Raw genomic sequence first — 15660 nt, 5'->3', positions numbered from 1 at the left:
AGCTAAGACTGCCACCAGGGCGTCGGCTGGTCGTGGGTCCAGGCCCCGATCGCCTCGAGCGCGGCGGCCAGCGAGATCAACAGCGGCTCGCTGTTGGCGGGACCCATCAGCTGCACGCCGATCGGCAGCCCGTCGGACGTGAAACCCGCTGGCACGTTGATCGAGGGCCAGCCGAGGACGTTCCACGGCCAGGTCGCCGGACAGGCGCGAATCATCGCCCGGTCGGTGGCCAATCCGCCGCGGCCGTCGAACGCGTCGATCCGGGGCGGTGGTAGCGCCGTCGTCGGAGCCAGGACCACGTCGGCGAGGTTGAAGATCCATCCGATCCGCCGCTGTGACTCGGCCTCCCTGGCGCGGGCGTCGCGCAGGACGTTCTCCGACAGCAGTCGCCCGATCCGCATGTTGCTCGTCGTGCGCTGGTCGAACGTCACCGCCGGCCCGAGCCGGTCGGCCCAGTCGAGCAGTCCCGAGGTCGAGCGGGACAGGAAGTTCCAGGACAGCCGAAGGCCGTAGTCGGGGTCGGCGGTGCGGACCGTGTGGCCGAGCGCCTCGAGCTGGCCGGCCATCCGCTGCATCGCGGCCAGGATCTCGGGGTGCAGCTTGGCCCCGAACCCGGTGAAGGGAAACTTCGTGGACATTGCCACGGTCAACGGCCCCGGTGCCTGTCCGACGTACTGCGCGGCCTGCACGGGCGGTGGTCGGTGAAGGTCGCCGGCGGCGTTGCCCGAGGCGGCGTCGAGCACCACGGCGGCATCGGTGACGGTCCGGGCCAGTACGCCGTTGACGGTGATCCCGTTGAACGCCTCGGGCAGCGGCCACGTCGAGATGCGCCCGCGCTGGGGTTTGATGCCGATCAGATGCGTCCACGCCGCGGGGATGCGGACGCTGCCGGCGCCGTCGGACCCGATCGCCGCGGCCACCAGCCCCGCGGCGACCGCGGCGGCGCTGCCGCCCGACGAACCGCCCGGGGTGTGATCGGCCGACCAGGGGTTTCGGGTGTACCCGAAGGCAGGTCCGCTGGTGAACGGCCACTGACCCAGTTCGCACGTGTTGGTCTTGCCGACGATCACGGCGCCCGCCGCGCGCAGCCGGCGCACCACCTCGGCGTCGGTGGCGGCCGGTGCGACGACGGCCGAGGTGCCGAACCTGGTCGGCGCGCCGGCGACGTCGACGTCGTCCTTCACTGCGATCGGAATGCCCAGCAAGGGAAGATGTTGTCCGGCAGCACGTTTGCGATCTGCTTCGGCGGCGTCGGCCATGGCCTGGGCATGCAGCACGACGCGGAAGGCGTTGAGGGTGGACTGGCTGGCGTCGATCGCGCGCAGCGACTGCGTGGTCAGTTCGGTGGCGGTCACCCTGCCGCTGGCCAGACGGTACTGCAGCTGGGTCAGGGTGGGTATCGAGGTGCCGGAGGCCCGCTTGCTCGGCCCGTTGAACGTCGTCTCTGCCATTTGAATCGAGAATATCCGGCCCGGCCTTCGGGGCGTCGTCGGTGGGAAGTGGAACACTGTGCCGATGCGGTTGTACCGGGATCGAGCTGTCGTGCTGCGTCAGCACAAGCTCGGTGAGGCCGATCGCATCGTGACCCTGCTGACCCTGGAACACGGGCTGGTTCGGGCCGTGGCCAAGGGTGTGCGCCGGACCAGGAGCAAGTTTGGGGCCCGGCTCGAGCCGTTCGCCCACATCGACGTCCAGCTGTATCCGGGCCGCAATCTCGACGTCGTCACCCAGGTGCAAGCCATCGATTCGTTCGCCAGCGACATCGTCAGCGAATACGGCCGCTACACCTGCGGGTGCGCGATATTGGAGACGGCAGAACGGCTGGCCGGTGAGGAGCATGCCCCGTCACCGGCCCTGCACCGGCTCACCGTCGCGGCGCTGCGGGCCGTCGCCGACGCCGTCCGGCCACGCGAGCTGGTGTTGGATGCGTACCTGTTGCGGGCCATGGGGATCGCGGGCTGGGCGCCCGCGCTGACCGAATGCGCCCGCTGCGCGGCACCGGGACCGCACCGGGCGTTCCACGTGGCCGCCGGTGGCAGCGTGTGCATGCACTGCCGGCCGTCCGGTTCGGCGACGCCGCCCCAGGCCGTGGTGGACCTGATGTCCGCGCTGCACGACGGTGACTGGGCCGCCGCCGAGGCGTCCTCCTCGTCGCACCGCAGTCAGGCCAGCGGCTTGGTGGCGGCGCATCTGCAGTGGCATCTGGAACGCCAGCTGCGCACGTTGCCGCTGGTCGAGCGCGCCTATCGAATCGATCGCACGGTCGCTGACCGACGAGTTGCCCTGTTCGGGCAGGATGTGGGCCATGGCTACGACAAGGGGCAGGAGCAAGAGGGCGACCTTCCCGCAGTTGCCCCCGGCGCCTGAGGACTATCCGAGCTTCCCGGACAAGTCGACCTGGCCGGTGCCCTTCCCGGAACTGCCGCCCGGGACCAACGGACGCTTCTCCCGTCCGCCGCAGCACACGTCGAAGGCCGCCGCGCCGCAGATCCCGACGGGACAGGTACCCAACCACGTCGCCGTGGTGATGGACGGCAATGGTCGCTGGGCCACTCAGCGCGGCCTCGGCCGGACCGAGGGGCACAAGATGGGCGAGGCGGTGCTCATCGACATCACCTGCGGCGCGATCGAACTCGGCATCAAGCACCTGACGGTGTATGCGTTCTCCACCGAGAACTGGAAGCGCAGCGCCGAGGAGGTGCGCTTCCTGATGGGGTTCAACCGCGAAGTGGTGCGCCGGCGCCGCGAGAACCTCAACGCCATGGGCGTGCGGATGCGGTGGGTCGGCTCGCGGCCGCGGATGTGGAGCTCGGTCATCAAGGAGTTCGACATCGCCGAAAAGATGACGGTGGGCAACGACGTCATCACCATCAACTACTGCGTCAACTACGGCGGCCGCACCGAGATCGTCGAGGCCGCGCAGGAGCTGGCGCAGCTGGCGATCGAGGGCAAGGTCAACCCCAAGAAGATCACCGAGGCCACCTTCGCCAAGCACCTGCACCGCGACGACATCCCCGACGTCGACCTGTTCATCCGGACCTCGGGAGAACAGCGGGCGAGCAACTTCCTGCTCTGGCAGGCCGCCTACGCGGAATACGTCTTCCAGGACAAGCTGTGGCCGGACTACGACCGGCGTGACCTCTGGGCGGCCTGCGAGGAGTACGTCAGCCGCAACCGAAGGTTCGGCCGAGCCGAATGAGCACGCTGCTCGAGCGGCTGAGCACCGCCTTGGCCGAGGTGTCGACGTCGGTCGAGGAGGCCGACGACGCGCTGACGGTCACCGTGGACGGCCTGGTGGCGTCGCTGCGGGTGGTGACCATCGCCGAGGGTCTCGAGATGGTGTCCCTGACTCAGCCGTTGGCGTGGGACCTGGCGCTGACCAACAAGATTCGCGAGCGGGTCGCCGTCTTGGCGGGACGGACGATGCTGGGCACCGTGGCGCTGGTCGAGAAGGCCGTCGAGGCGCCGACGGCGCCGGCCAACGGTGCGTCGGCCAAGGCGACGCGCAGGCCGGCGTCCAAGAAGCTGGCCGACGTGATGCTGCGCTACAACTTTCCCGCCGCGGGCCTGACCGAGGAGGCGCTGCGCACGCTGATCATGTTGGTGCTCACCACCGGCGCCGACGTGCGCCGCAGCTTGCTGGCGTGATGCCCGTGTCCGACAGGGTGATTCGCATAGTCGCCGGTGTCGTGTTCGACGACCGCCGGCACGTGCTGGTGGTGCGCAAGCGGGGCACGTCGGCGTTCATGCAGCCCGGTGGCAAGATCGAGCCGGGGGAGCAGCCGCTGCAGGCCCTGGTCCGGGAGATCCGCGAGGAACTCGGGGTCGGCGTCAGTAGCGCTGGGTCGCGGTCGCTCGGCCGGCACGTCGCGGTGGCGGCCAACGAACCGGGTCACGTCGTGGATGCCGATCTGTTCGAGATCGTCCTCGACGGCCAGCCGCGGCCGGCCGCCGAGATCGAGGAGCTGGCCTGGGTCGATCCCCATGCGCCGGGCCCCGTGGAGCTGGCTCCGCTGACCGCGCAGACGGTCCTCGCGCTGGCGCGCGACGGCGTCGGCTGACCCTGGCGCTACGCTGTCACCCCGTGGTCTCCATCATCGATACCGTTGCGAACCTGGCCAAACGACGTGGCCTCGTCTATCAGTCCGGCGAGATCTACGGCGGGACGAAGTCGGCGTGGGATTACGGCCCGCTGGGCGTCGAGCTCAAGGAGAACATCAAGCGTCAGTGGTGGCGGTCCGTGGTCACCGGCCGCGATGACGTGGTGGGCCTCGACAGCGCGATCATCCTGCCGCGCGAGGTCTGGATCGCCTCCGGGCACGTCGCGGTGTTCAACGACCCGCTCGTCGAGTGCCTGAACTGTCACAAGCGCCACCGCCAGGATCACCTGCAGGAGGCGTACGCGGCGAAGAAGGGTCTCGAGGACCCGGATACGGTGCCGATGACCGAGATCGTCTGCCCAGACTGCGGCACCAAGGGGCAGTGGACCGAGCCGCGTGACTTCAACATGATGCTCAAGACCTACCTCGGTCCCATCGAGAGCGAGGAGGGCATGCACTACCTGCGGCCCGAGACCGCCCAGGGCATCTTCGTCAACTTCGCCAACGTGGTCACCACGTCGCGGCGCAAGCCGCCGTTCGGCATCGGCCAGATCGGCAAGAGCTTCCGCAACGAGATCACCCCCGGCAACTTCATCTTCCGCACCCGTGAGTTCGAGCAGATGGAGATGGAGTTCTTCGTCGAGCCGTCGACCGCCGCGGAATGGCACCAGTACTGGATCGACACGCGGCTGCAGTGGTACGTCGACCTCGGCATCGACCCGGAGAACCTGCGGCTCTACGAGCACCCCAAGGAGAAGCTGTCGCACTACAGCACCCGCACGGTCGACATCGAGTACAAGTTCGGCTTCTCCGGCAACCCGTGGGGTGAGCTCGAGGGCGTGGCCAACCGCACCGACCACGACCTGTCCAACCACTCCAAGGCGTCCGGAACCGACCTGTCGTACTACGACCAGGCCAGCGAAACCCGTTACGTGCCATACGTCATCGAGCCGGCAGCGGGGTTGACACGGTCGCTGATGGCGTTCCTGGTCGACGCCTACCGAGAGGACGAGGCGCCCAACGCCAAGGGCGGCATCGACAAGCGCACCGTGCTCAAGCTGGATCCGCGGCTGGCCCCGGTGAAGGCCGCGGTGCTGCCGCTGTCGCGCAACGCCGACCTTTCGCCGAAGGCCAAGGATCTGGCCGCCGAGCTACGCCGGTCGTGGAACGTCGAGTTCGACGACGCCGGTGCCATCGGTCGCCGCTACCGCCGGCAGGACGAGATCGGCACGCCGTTCTGCGTGACGCTGGACTTCGACTCGCTCACCGATCACGCGGTGACGATCCGCGAGCGTGACGCCATGACCCAGGAGCGCGTGGCGATCGACGCGGTCTCCGACTACCTCGCCGTCCGCCTCAAGGGCTGCTAACCGCCAGGGGCAGCGAGTCAGAACCGGCCGCCGCCACCGCCCCAATCGCCGCCGGAGCCGCCGAACGAGCCTGGGCTCCAACCACCGCCGCCGGCACTTCCGCCGATGCCACCGCGCAGCGCGCCGGACAACAGGTTGCCGATGAGGATGCCGCCGAGCACCGCGCCGGTGTTGCCGCCGCCGAAACCTCCTGGCCCGCCGCGGCCGGTGAACTGCCGCTGGGCTGCGGCGACGTCGGCGTTGGCCATCGACTGCGCCTGGGTGGCAAGCATGGCAGCCCCGTTGGCGTGCTGGATGGCCTCCGACGGGTTGGTGGCCTTGAGCGCCTGCGCGGCCTCCAGCTGCCGAACCGCCTCCGCGAGTCGGGTGCGCGCCTCGGGGCCGACGCTGCCGCGCCGGGTGTCGATGAAGTCCGATACCGCCCGCACCTGGGACTGCGCGCCGAACAGTGCCTGGTCGAACGCGCGGTTCAGCCGGGCGAGTGCCTCGAGTTCGTCACTGACGGCGGCGAGCAACCGGTCCAGCTGGGCATCGGCCTGGGTCAGCTGGGTGAATGCCCCCAGCGGGTCGGCGGCGCCCTCGCTTCGCGCGTGGGCGACCGCCGCCGCCGCGGCGTCGCGGGCACTGGTCAGCTCGGCGGCGCGCGGCACGTTGCCCTTGGCCAGTTGCACGCCCGCCGCGTCGATGCCGTTCTGGACGTCGGCGATCGCCTCCGGCAGCGCCGTCACCGCGCGGTTGATGTCGGTCGCGGCGCTGTCGACCGCGTCGAGCAGGGTGCGCGCCTGGCCCATCGCGGACTCCGCCGCGCGCACCGCGTCGACCAGCCCGGCCTGGCTGCCCGCGGGTTTGGCGACCAGGGCCCGGCCCTGCGAGATGTTCTGGTCGGCGAAGGCCAGCCGCTGCTTGGCGGTGTCGACGTTGCCCGCGATCGACACCAGCGCGGTGTCGGCGAACTGCGAGTGCAAGGCCGCCAGCCGCTGGCCCGACGGTTCGATGCGCGCCGTCAGGTCCACCATCTGCTGGGTGAGTAGGTCCAGCCGGTCGGGGGCGTTGATGACGAGGTCGCGCAGCTTGCCGAATGCCTCGCGCTGCGCTTCGAGTTCGTCGTCGGCGCGCGCGGCGGCCACGATCACCCGGGTCAGCAGGTCGCGGCGTTGCGCGGGGGTCTCGGGCACGCTGTCGTCGAGGATCTGCCGGACGTTGAAAGCTTGCGTCAAGGCCGTCTTCGCGTTCGCCACGGCCTGAGTGAACGGCGCGGTGTCCCGGTCGCCGAATTCCTCCACCGCCAGGGTCAACTCGCTGTCGCTGGTGCGCACCGCGTTGTCCACCTGCACCACGATCGACTTCGAGAGGTCCTCGAGCGCGTCGACGGACAGCGACGACAGCGCGTTCGGGTCGGCGGGATCGACCCGCTGCGCGACCGCGAACTCCGCCTTCCTGCGCTGGGCACGCCGGTGTCTGCGCCACAGCAGCAGACCCGCCACGGCGAGGGCCAGCACCGCCAGCACGGCGACGGTGCCCACCCAGGACACACCGGCCCCAGCGGTGCCATGGTTCTGGAGCCCGGTGGCGGCGGCCGTCGCCGCGCCGGCCCAATCGCCCTTGCGCAGCGCGGGTTCGACCTGGTTGCGGCGCAGGTCGGCCTGATCGGAGTCGCTCAGGATCGCGGTTCCGGCCAGCAGCGCGTAGTCGCGGTCCTGCGTAGCGACCGCCAGGAGCGCGTCCTGGTCGGGCTGGAAGTCGTTGAGACGCATGGTCCGTTGCGCCCACTGCACGCCCGTCTGACCAGAGAAGCTGTCGACGTAGACCACCCAGAGCCGGACGCGACGCGCGTCGTACAGGTCGTCGACTGCCTTCTTCACCGTCTGCAGACCGGCGGCATCCAGGACGCCGGCGTCGTCGGTGACGTACTCCGTCAGCCGTGACGGGGGCTCGGCCGTGGCCGTCGGGAGGCTCGGGGACGAGAGTGCACCCACCGTCAGGGCCGCGAGGATCATCCCGAGAAGACGGGCCGGCAGGCGTTTCCTGTGCATGTCCGACAATGTAGTGCGCCAGGGGAGACGGCAACCCGGGTCCGACGGACAGCCCTGGCAGACTATGCGTCGGTGGCGCATTCAGGTGATGGTTACGACGACTTCGACCGACGACGCATGGTGGTCGAGGTGGCGAAGGGTGCCGCCCTGCCAGGAACCGACAGCGAACACCGCACCGATTTCGCCAGGGATCGCGCGCGGGTGCTTCACAGCGCCGCCTTCCGCAGGCTGGCCGACAAGACCCAGGTCGTCGGTCCCCGCGAGGGGGACACCCCGCGCACCCGGCTGACGCATTCGCTGGAGGTGGCCCAGATCGGCCGCGGGATGGCCGTCGGCCTCGGCTGCGATCCGGACCTGGTGGACCTGGCCGGGCTGGCCCACGACATCGGCCATCCGCCCTACGGGCACAACGGCGAACGCGCGCTCAACGAGATCGCCCAGCCCTTCGGCGGCTTCGAGGGCAATGCGCAGAACTTCCGCATCCTCACCAGGCTGGAGCCCAAAGTCCTTGACGCGGAAGGGCGGTCGGCAGGCCTAAACCTTACGAGGGCCTCGCTCGACGCGGTGACCAAGTACCCGTGGCCGCGCGGTGACCGCACCAAGTTCGGGTTCTACGACGACGACGTCGCCGGGGCCGACTGGGTCAGGGACGGCGCGCCGGCCGGCCGGCCGTGCCTGGAGGCCCAGGTGATGGACTGGGCCGACGACGTGGCCTACTCCGTACACGACGTCGAGGACGGAGTGGTCTCTGGCCGCATCGACCTGCGCGTGCTGGCCGACCCCGACGCCGCCGCCTCGCTGGCCCGGCTCGGCGCCGCATCGTTCCCTGCGGCGAACTGCGACGATCTGCTGGCCGCCGCGCAGCGGCTGTCGCAGCTTCCGGTGGTTGCGGCGGTGGGGAAGTACGACGGGTCGATCCCGGCGTCGGTCGCCCTCAAGCGGTTGACGAGCGAACTGGTCGGACGATTCGCCAACGCCGCGATCACCGCGACCAGGGCCGAGGCCGGCGACGGCCCGCTCACGCGCTTCGACACCGAGCTCGCGGTGCCCGCGCTGGTGCGCGCCGAGGTGGCGGTGCTGAAGATGCTGGCGCTGCAGTTCATCATGTCCGACCACCAGCATCTGCAGATCCAGGCCGACCAGCGGACCCTCATCCAGGAGGTCGCCCTGGCGCTGTGGGCGCAGGCGCCCAGCAGCCTGGACCCCCAGTTCGCGCCGGAGTTCGTCGCCGCCGAGGACGACGGCGCGCGGTTGCGCGTGGTGATCGATCAGATCGCGTCCTACACCGAGGGACGGCTGGAACGCGTGCACGAGGCGCGCTCGCCACGGCCCCTAGACTGAGCCCGTGGCGGGAGCGGTTGGCAGGAGCGACGGGATGCGCGGTGGGCGCATCCCCGATCGCGACATCGCCGCCATCCGCGAGAGCACCCGCATCGAGGACGTCGTCGGCGACTACGTCCAGCTGCGCCGGGCAGGGGCCGACTCGCTCAAGGGACTGTGCCCGTTCCACGACGAGAAGTCGCCGTCGTTCCACGTCAGGCCCAATCACGGGCACTTTCACTGCTTCGGCTGCGGTGAGGGCGGTGACGTCTATGCCTTCCTGCAGAAGATCGAACACGTGAGCTTCGTCGAGTCGGTCGAGATGCTCGCCGACCGCATCGGCTACACGGTCACCTACACCGGTGCCTCGGCCACCAACGTCCAGCGCGACCGTGGCAGTCGCAGCAGGCTGATCGCCGCCAACGCCGCCGCACAGGAGTTCTACGCCGAGGCGCTGCAGTCAGCGGAGGCCGCGCCCGCGCGGCAGTACCTGATGGAACGCAACTTCGACGCCGAGGCGGCTGCCCGCTTCGGCTGCGGGTTCGCGCCGTCGGGCTGGGATACGTTGACGAAACACCTGCTGCGCAAGGGTTTCGAGTTCAAGGAGCTGGAGGCGGCGGGGCTGTCGCTGGAGGGCCGCCGCGGGCCGCGGGACCGGTTCAACCGGCGACTGCTGTGGCCGATCCGCGCCAGTAGCAACGAGGTGATCGGCTTCGGTGCGCGCCGAATCTTCGACGACGACACGATGACGGCCAAGTACCTCAACACACCGGAGACGGTGCTGTACAAGAAGTCCAACGTGCTGTTCGGACTCGACCTGGCCAAGCGCGACATCGCCAAGGGTCACCAGGCCGTGGTCGTGGAGGGTTACACCGACGTGATGGCCATGCACCTCGCTGGCGTCACGACGGCGGTGGCGTCGTGCGGCACCGCGTTCGGCGAGGAGCATCTGTCGATGCTGCGGCGACTCATGATGGACGACAACTTCTTTCGCGGCGAGCTGATCTACGTCTTCGACGGCGACGCAGCTGGCCGGGCCGCGGCCGTCAAGGCCTTCGAGGGCGAGCAGAACTTGTCGGGGCAGTCCTTCGTGGCCGTCGCCGACGACGGCATGGATCCGTGCGATCTGCGGCTCAAGTCCGGCGACGGTGCGCTGCGTGACCTGGTGGCTCGTCGAACGCCGTTGTTCGAGTTCGTCATTCGCACCGCGCTCGGGGATCATGACCTCGACAGCGCCGAGGGGCGGGTGGCCGCGCTGCGGCGCTGCGTGCCGATGGCCGCCAGGATCAAGGACCCGACGCTGCGCGACGAGTACGCCCGTCAGCTCGCCGGCTGGGTCGGGTGGGACGACGTCGCCCAGGTCATCGCGAGGGTTCGCGAGACGGCGAAGGCGGGTGGCGGTGCGACGCGCCGGGACTCGCAGCGGGCCACGCGCCCGGCCCAGACGGGCGCCGTGGTGGCGCGGCCCGATCCCCGCGACCCGACCCTGTGGCCGCAGCGCGAGGCGCTCAAGGCCGCCCTGCAGTACCCGGCGATCGCCGGTCCGGTCTTCGACAGTCTGGCCGTCGAGAGCTTCACCCATCCCGGTTATGCGGCGGTGCGTGCGGCGATCGTCGCCGCGGGCGGGATGTCGGCGGGTGGCACCGGGGGGCAGTGGATCGACGCGGTCCGCGAGCAGACGTCGTCACCGGAGGCGGCCAACCTGGTCAATGAACTGGGGGTCGAGGCGTTCCAGGTCGAGGACGACGAGCGCCTGACCCGCTACATCGGTGGGGTGCTGGCCCGGCTGCAGGAGGTGTGGGTCGGCAGGCAGATCGCCGAGATGAAGTCCAAGCTGCAGCGGATGTCGCCGGTCGACAACGACGAGGAGTACAACGCCCTGTTCGGCGACCTGGTTGCCATGGAGACCTACCGGCGCAGCCTTCTGGAGCGCGCGAGCGGCGACGACGTTACTGCGTGAACGGGCGCACCGCGCTATGGTGAGTTCGCCGTCAGTCCTACGGAAGGGTCCTCATGACCAGCCGAGCTCGCCGATATGCCACCGCCGGAGCCCTCGCGGTGGCCGCGGTCGCCGCGCCACTGACCATCGCCCTGACCGGCTCGGGCCAGGCCTCCACCAACGCGGCCTGCCTGGCCTGGTACGGCAACAAGGAGGACGGCGTTTGCCTGTCCTACTCCAACGGCCAGGGCTACAACATCGGCACGCCGAACTACGGCAGCTACGGCCCCAACGGGCAGTTCGGCGTCAGCACCAGCCCACTGCTTCCAGGTCAGACCTGGTCGCAGGGAATGGGCTAGCGGCCGTCTTCGCGGACCTCGGGATGTAGCACCGAGGTCTGCGCATCGATCGACGTCAGTCGCACCATCGCCGGATCGGGGGAGACCCGGTCGGCGATTCGTCGTCTCCCAGCGTCCAGGAGCGCCTTGGTGGCCGGACTGCCGGTGACCGCCCGGTACGTGCCGGCAATCTGCTCATAGCGGCGTCTGCCGGCCTTCGCGCCGAACACGTAGCCGACGGCGAGAACGGCGGCGATCCGGATCACGGGGCTCCCTCCACATCACGGTGCATTGCCTCCATCCTGCCTCGTGCGCGCGCGGCGTGACGCCTCAGACCCAACCTGCCGGCGACCAGCCCGATAGCTGGTTTTCGAGAGGCATGCGCTAGAGTCAACGCTCGGTCCGAGGGGATGCCCGGGACCGACGAGCATTCCCCTGTAGCTCAATTGGCAGAGCAGCCGACTGTTAATCGGCAGGTTCGTGGTTCGAGTCCACGCGGGGGAGCCAACACACCGGACGGATCTATCTCGGTTCGATCGTGCCCGAGCTGATCGCGTCCTGTTCCTCGTGCTCGGCGGCATCCGCGATGTGCTCCGGGTGCAACATCTCGGCGTAGCGCAGCTTCTCGGGAATGCCGAAACCGTCGACCAGGAGCTTCGCGTACGGTCGCAGAACCTGGCAGCGGTCGTTGATGCCGCGGGTGACCGCCTTGGCGCGCTCCGTGGACAGGAAGCGGTGTTCGATGAACCACGCCTTGTCCTCTTCGATGATCGACAGCGCGTAGAGGTCGCACACCACGCCGAGGATCTTGCGGGCCTCCTCGTCCTCACAGGTGTCGATGCCCGCCACGAACGCCTCGAGGATGATCCGGTCGATGTGTGCCTGCGCGGTGTGCAGCACGTGGTCCTGCACGGAGTTGAAGGCGTCGAACGCGCTCATCTCCTTGGACTTGGCCTGCAGCCGCCGCGCCACCGAGGCGAGCATGTACTCCTCGCGATCCTCGAACATCTTGACCTGGGTACCGCGGTTGAACAGGCTGCCCTCTTCCTCGTTGTCCTGCCGGGAGTCGAGGATGGTCTGCATGATCGTCTGCGCCGCGGTGCGCTTGGCCACGCGCTCGCCGGCGAAGTTGGCGGCGAACCGCACCCACTCGACGGGGCTCATGCCCTTGATGTCGTCGGCGTAGGCGGTCAGCAGCTCCTTGGCCACCAGCTGGGTCAGCACGTGGTTGTCACCCTCGAAGGTGGTGAACACGTCGGTGTCGGCCTTCAAGGCGATCAGCCGGTTCTCGGCCAGATAGCCGGCGCCGCCGCACGCCTCGCGCGCCTCCTGGATGGCGCGGGTGGCATGCCAGGTGTTGGCGGCCTTCAGACCCGCTGCCCGCGATTCCAGCTCGCGCTGCTCCTCGGGGTCGGGGTCGTCGGAGGTCTGCAGCTCGTGACACTTCGCGACCAGCTCGTTCTGGGCGAACTGCAGGGCATACGACCTCGCGATCAGCGGCAGCAGGCGACGCTGGTGCACCAGGTAGTCCATGATGACGATCTCACCCTCGCCGTCGGGCGCGCTGAACTGCTTGCGTTCCAAGGCATATCGGGTCGCGATGTCGAGGGCCACCCGGGCTGCGGCGCCCGCGCTGCCGCCGACGGTGACCCGGCCGCGGATGAGCGTGCCGAGCATGGTGAAGAACCGGCGGTTGGGGTTCTCGATCGGCGAGGTGTACGTGCCGTCGGGGGCGACGTCGGCGTACTTGTTGAGCAGGTTCTCCCGTGGAACGCGGACGTGGTCGAACATGATGCGGCCGTTGTCGACGCCAGGCAGGCCACCCTTGTAGTGACAGTCCGACGTGGTGACACCGGGCAGGTCGTTGCCCTCGTCGTCACGGATCGGAACGATGAAGCAGTGCACGCCGTGGCTCTTGCCGCCGGTGATCAACTGCGCGAAAACGGCTGCCACCCTTGCAGTCTGGGCTGCGCCGCCGATGTAGTCCTTGCGCGAGGTCGGGGTGGGGGAGTTGATGACGAACTCCTCGGTGCCCGGGTCGTAGCTCGCGGTGGTCTCCAGTGACTGCACGTCGCTGCCGTGACCGGTCTCGGTCATCGCGAAGCAGCCCAACAGGTCGAGGTCGATGATGCGGCGTACGTAGGCCTGGTGGTGACGTTCGGTGCCGAGGTTCTCGACGGCCCCGCCGAACAGTCCCCACTGGACGCCGGCCTTGACCATCAGCGACAGGTCCGACATCGCCAGCATCTCGATCATGGTGACGGCTGCGCCGACGTCACCGTTGCCGCCGTGCTCCTTGGCGAACCCATCCTCGGCGGCACCCTGGGCGGCCATGATCCGCATCTGCTCGGCGACCTTGGTGCGGGCGATGACGGTGTTGGGCGTGTAATGCGGTCGGAAGACGTCTCCAGCAAGGGTTTTGCGTGCGACGTTCTTCACGTCGCGCCAGCGTCCGTCGAGTGCGTTGCGCAGATGGTCTGCCGTGGTCGTCATGATGTGACGTTATCCCCTGATCGCGTTCGAGAAACTGTGATGTGGCAAACCCAGGCCATCCTCATTGAATCGGCGTCGCGCGGGTGGCGTTGAATCAGCGCCATGACCGAATCGGACGCCCTGCAGCCATCCAGCGGGTTGCCCCATCAGATCGACCACCGGCATGCCGACGTGACGGGCGGCTGGCTGCGCGCCGCCACGTTCGGGGCGATGGACGGCCTGGTCAGCAACACGGCCCTGATCGCGGGCGTGGCCGCCGCGGGAAGTGCCAGCGCCGTGGTGCTCTCGGGCGTGGCGGGGTTGCTCGCCGGGGCCTTCTCGATGGCGCTCGGCGAGTACACCTCCGTGACGACGGCCAACGAACAGATCGCGTCCGAGGTGCGCGTCGAGCGGCGCAGCTTCCGCAAGTACCCGGCCGAGGAGCAGGCCGAACTGGTCGACTTGCTGGTGGAGATGGGCATGAGCGTCGACACGGCGACCAAGGCCACCGCGGAGATCCACCGCGACGAGAAGCGGGCGCTCAACTTTCACCTCGTCCAGGAACTGGGCATCGACCCGAGCGACACGCCCTCGCCCTGGGTGGCCGCCGGTTCGTCGTTCGTGATGTTCGCGACCGGCGCGGTGATCCCGCTGATCCCGTACCTGCTGGGCTACTCGCTGCTGTGGCTGGGCCTGGTGTGCGGCGGCATCGGCCTGCTGGTCGCGGGCGGGGTGGCCGCCTACTTCACCCGCAAGTCGGTGTGGCTGGGGTCGTTGCGGCAGTTGACCTTCGGCGCGATTGCCATCGCGGCGACCTTCGTCGTCGGCACCCTGATCGGCACGACGGTGAGCTAGTCGCTGCCGACGGTGATAGCGGTGGCCTCGTCGGTGAGTTCGTCGAGCGCGTCGTCGACGTGGGCCAGGTGCGGGCGCGACAGCATCAGCACCCCCGCGCCGGCCAACACGGCTGCCGCGCCGACCCAGAACGGCAGGTGGGCGTTGAACGTCTCACCAAGGACCCCGGCCAGCCAGGGTGCGACGGCAGCGCCGCCGAACCGCAGGAAGCTGTAGGACGCCGAGGCCACCCCGCGCTCGACTCCGGTGGACTCCCCGGTCGCTGCGCTCCTGCCCACCGGCACGGCCTTCATCACCGTCTCGGTGATCAGCGTGTTGTTGACGCCGATGAACAGTCCCGCCACCACCACGCACGTCGCGAGTACGGCCTTGACGTCGGTGCCGACGGCCATCACCGCGAGCAGCAGCGAGAACGCCAGCAGGTTCAGGATCAGCACCCGCACGGTGCCAAAGCGGTGCTGCAGGCGCGGCGCCACCACCACCGAGGTGAACGCCAGCGCCAGGCCCCAGCCGAAGAAGATGAGGCCGATCTGGTGGGCGTTCATGTCGAGCGGGAACGGGGTGAACGCCAGCAGGGTGAAGAAGCCGAAGTTGTACAGCAGCGCGGTGATTCCGACGCCGAGCAGCCCGCGGTGCCGCAGGGCGCGCAGTGGGTCGGCCAGGCTGGTCGCCCTTGCGGCGCGCGGCGTCGGGGGCAGCAGGAGCGCCGTCACGACGAGCGCGATGGCCATCAGTGCGGAGACGCCGAAGAACGGTCCGCGCCAGGAGATCGAACCGAGCGCGCCGCCGACGAGTGGCCCGACGGCGATGCCCAGCCCGAGCGCCGCCTCGTAGAGAATGATCGCCTGGGCCACCGAGCCGCGGGCGGAGCTGACGATCGTGGCCAGCGCCGTCGCGATGAACAGGGCGTTGCCCAGCCCCCAGAGCGCGCGCCAGCCGACGATGCCCATCACCGAATCCGACATGCCGGCCAGGCCGGCGCCGGCGATGATGATCACCAGACCGATCAGCAGGGTGCGCTTGGGGCCGATGCGGCTGGACACCACGCCGGTGACGAGCATTGCGACGCCCATGACGGCCATGTAGCTGGTGAATAGCAGCGACACCTGCGACGGGGTGGCGTTCAGGTTGTCGGCGATCGGCTTGAGGATCGGGTCCACCAGGCCGATGCCCATGAAGGCGACGACGGAGGCGAACGCGACGGCCCAGACGGCCTTGGGTTGGCGCCACATG

At 69.2% G+C, this 15660-nt stretch carries 14 protein-coding genes and 1 tRNA gene; 10 read left to right on the top strand and 5 right to left on the bottom strand.

The window, feature by feature from the left end:
• Positions 1 to 2 precede the first annotated feature (2 nt).
• Entirely contained in the window at positions 3 to 1451 is a 1449-nt protein-coding gene (locus tag SBI80_RS16845; protein ID WP_318975950.1) for an amidase, read from the bottom strand.
• A 64-nt stretch (positions 1452 to 1515) separates the two neighbouring features.
• Between SBI80_RS16845 and recO the strand changes: the two genes are divergently transcribed.
• Genes recO through SBI80_RS16820 form a run of 5 tightly spaced genes read left to right on the top strand, consistent with a single transcriptional unit; the run spans position 1516 to position 5470 of the window.
• A complete protein-coding gene (gene recO / locus SBI80_RS16840; protein WP_318975949.1) occupies positions 1516 to 2367 on the top strand; it encodes a DNA repair protein RecO in 852 nt (283 codons plus the stop codon).
• Positions 2306 to 3199, top strand: coding sequence for a decaprenyl diphosphate synthase (locus SBI80_RS16835; protein ID WP_318975948.1), 894 nt, complete (start codon positions 2306 to 2308; stop codon positions 3197 to 3199). The genes recO and SBI80_RS16835 overlap by 62 nt, the downstream gene beginning before the upstream one ends.
• Positions 3196 to 3648, top strand: coding sequence for a hypothetical protein (locus SBI80_RS16830; RefSeq protein ID WP_318975947.1), 453 nt, complete (start codon positions 3196 to 3198; stop codon positions 3646 to 3648). Before SBI80_RS16835 ends, SBI80_RS16830 begins: the two co-directional genes overlap by 4 nt.
• A 5-nt stretch (positions 3649 to 3653) precedes the next feature.
• Positions 3654 to 4061, top strand: a complete 408-nt coding sequence (locus tag SBI80_RS16825) for an NUDIX hydrolase (protein WP_318975946.1) — start codon at positions 3654 to 3656, stop codon at positions 4059 to 4061.
• 23 nt (positions 4062 to 4084) lie between these two features.
• Entirely contained in the window at positions 4085 to 5470 is a 1386-nt protein-coding gene (locus SBI80_RS16820) for a glycine--tRNA ligase (RefSeq protein ID WP_318975945.1), read from the top strand.
• Between the two features lie 17 nt (positions 5471 to 5487).
• On the opposite strand, the gene SBI80_RS16815 is transcribed toward SBI80_RS16820, so the two are convergent.
• Positions 5488 to 7503: a TPM domain-containing protein gene (locus SBI80_RS16815; protein ID WP_318975944.1), complete on the bottom strand. Its 2016-nt coding sequence runs from the start codon at positions 7501 to 7503 to the stop codon at positions 5488 to 5490.
• A gap of 72 nt (positions 7504 to 7575) precedes the next feature.
• Between SBI80_RS16815 and SBI80_RS16810 the strand changes: the two genes are divergently transcribed.
• Genes SBI80_RS16810 through SBI80_RS16800 form a run of 3 tightly spaced genes read left to right on the top strand, consistent with a single transcriptional unit; the run spans position 7576 to position 11121 of the window.
• Positions 7576 to 8844: a deoxyguanosinetriphosphate triphosphohydrolase gene (locus SBI80_RS16810; RefSeq protein ID WP_318975943.1), complete on the top strand. Its 1269-nt coding sequence runs from the start codon at positions 7576 to 7578 to the stop codon at positions 8842 to 8844.
• Between the two features lie 34 nt (positions 8845 to 8878).
• Positions 8879 to 10783 carry a DNA primase gene (dnaG, locus tag SBI80_RS16805; RefSeq protein ID WP_318976234.1) on the top strand — a complete coding sequence of 635 codons (1905 nt, stop codon included), beginning with the start codon at positions 8879 to 8881 and terminating at the stop codon, positions 10781 to 10783.
• A gap of 53 nt (positions 10784 to 10836) precedes the next feature.
• Positions 10837 to 11121, top strand: coding sequence for a DUF7155 family protein (locus SBI80_RS16800; RefSeq protein WP_318975942.1), 285 nt, complete (start codon positions 10837 to 10839; stop codon positions 11119 to 11121).
• On the opposite strand, the gene SBI80_RS16795 is transcribed toward SBI80_RS16800, so the two are convergent.
• Positions 11118 to 11366: a hypothetical protein gene (locus tag SBI80_RS16795; RefSeq protein ID WP_318975941.1), complete on the bottom strand. Its 249-nt coding sequence runs from the start codon at positions 11364 to 11366 to the stop codon at positions 11118 to 11120. The two genes, SBI80_RS16800 and SBI80_RS16795, sit on opposite strands and share 4 nt — an antisense overlap.
• 165 nt (positions 11367 to 11531) lie before the next feature.
• Between SBI80_RS16795 and SBI80_RS16790 the strand changes: the two genes are divergently transcribed.
• Positions 11532 to 11607: transfer RNA gene (locus tag SBI80_RS16790), tRNA-Asn, on the top strand.
• A gap of 15 nt (positions 11608 to 11622) precedes the next feature.
• Here the strand turns inward: SBI80_RS16790 and SBI80_RS16785 are convergent.
• A complete protein-coding gene (locus SBI80_RS16785) occupies positions 11623 to 13593 on the bottom strand; it encodes an acyl-CoA dehydrogenase family protein (protein WP_318975940.1) in 1971 nt (656 codons plus the stop codon).
• Between the two features lie 102 nt (positions 13594 to 13695).
• Here SBI80_RS16785 and SBI80_RS16780 point away from each other — a divergent pair, with 102 nt between their 5' ends.
• Positions 13696 to 14427 carry a VIT1/CCC1 transporter family protein gene (locus SBI80_RS16780; RefSeq protein WP_318975939.1) on the top strand — a complete coding sequence of 244 codons (732 nt, stop codon included), beginning with the start codon at positions 13696 to 13698 and terminating at the stop codon, positions 14425 to 14427.
• Here the strand turns inward: SBI80_RS16780 and SBI80_RS16775 are convergent.
• Positions 14424 to 15659 (bottom strand): MFS transporter, encoded by a 1236-nt coding sequence (locus SBI80_RS16775; protein WP_318975938.1) that lies wholly within the window; start codon positions 15657 to 15659, stop codon positions 14424 to 14426. The two genes, SBI80_RS16780 and SBI80_RS16775, sit on opposite strands and share 4 nt — an antisense overlap.
• Position 15660: the final 1 nt, after the last annotated feature.

This window comes from Mycolicibacterium sichuanense, assembly GCF_033741125.1.
Lineage (GTDB): Bacteria > Actinomycetota > Actinomycetes > Mycobacteriales > Mycobacteriaceae > Mycobacterium.
Note: the sequence above shows the minus strand (reverse complement) of the source record. Positions and strands in the feature narration are given on the sequence as shown.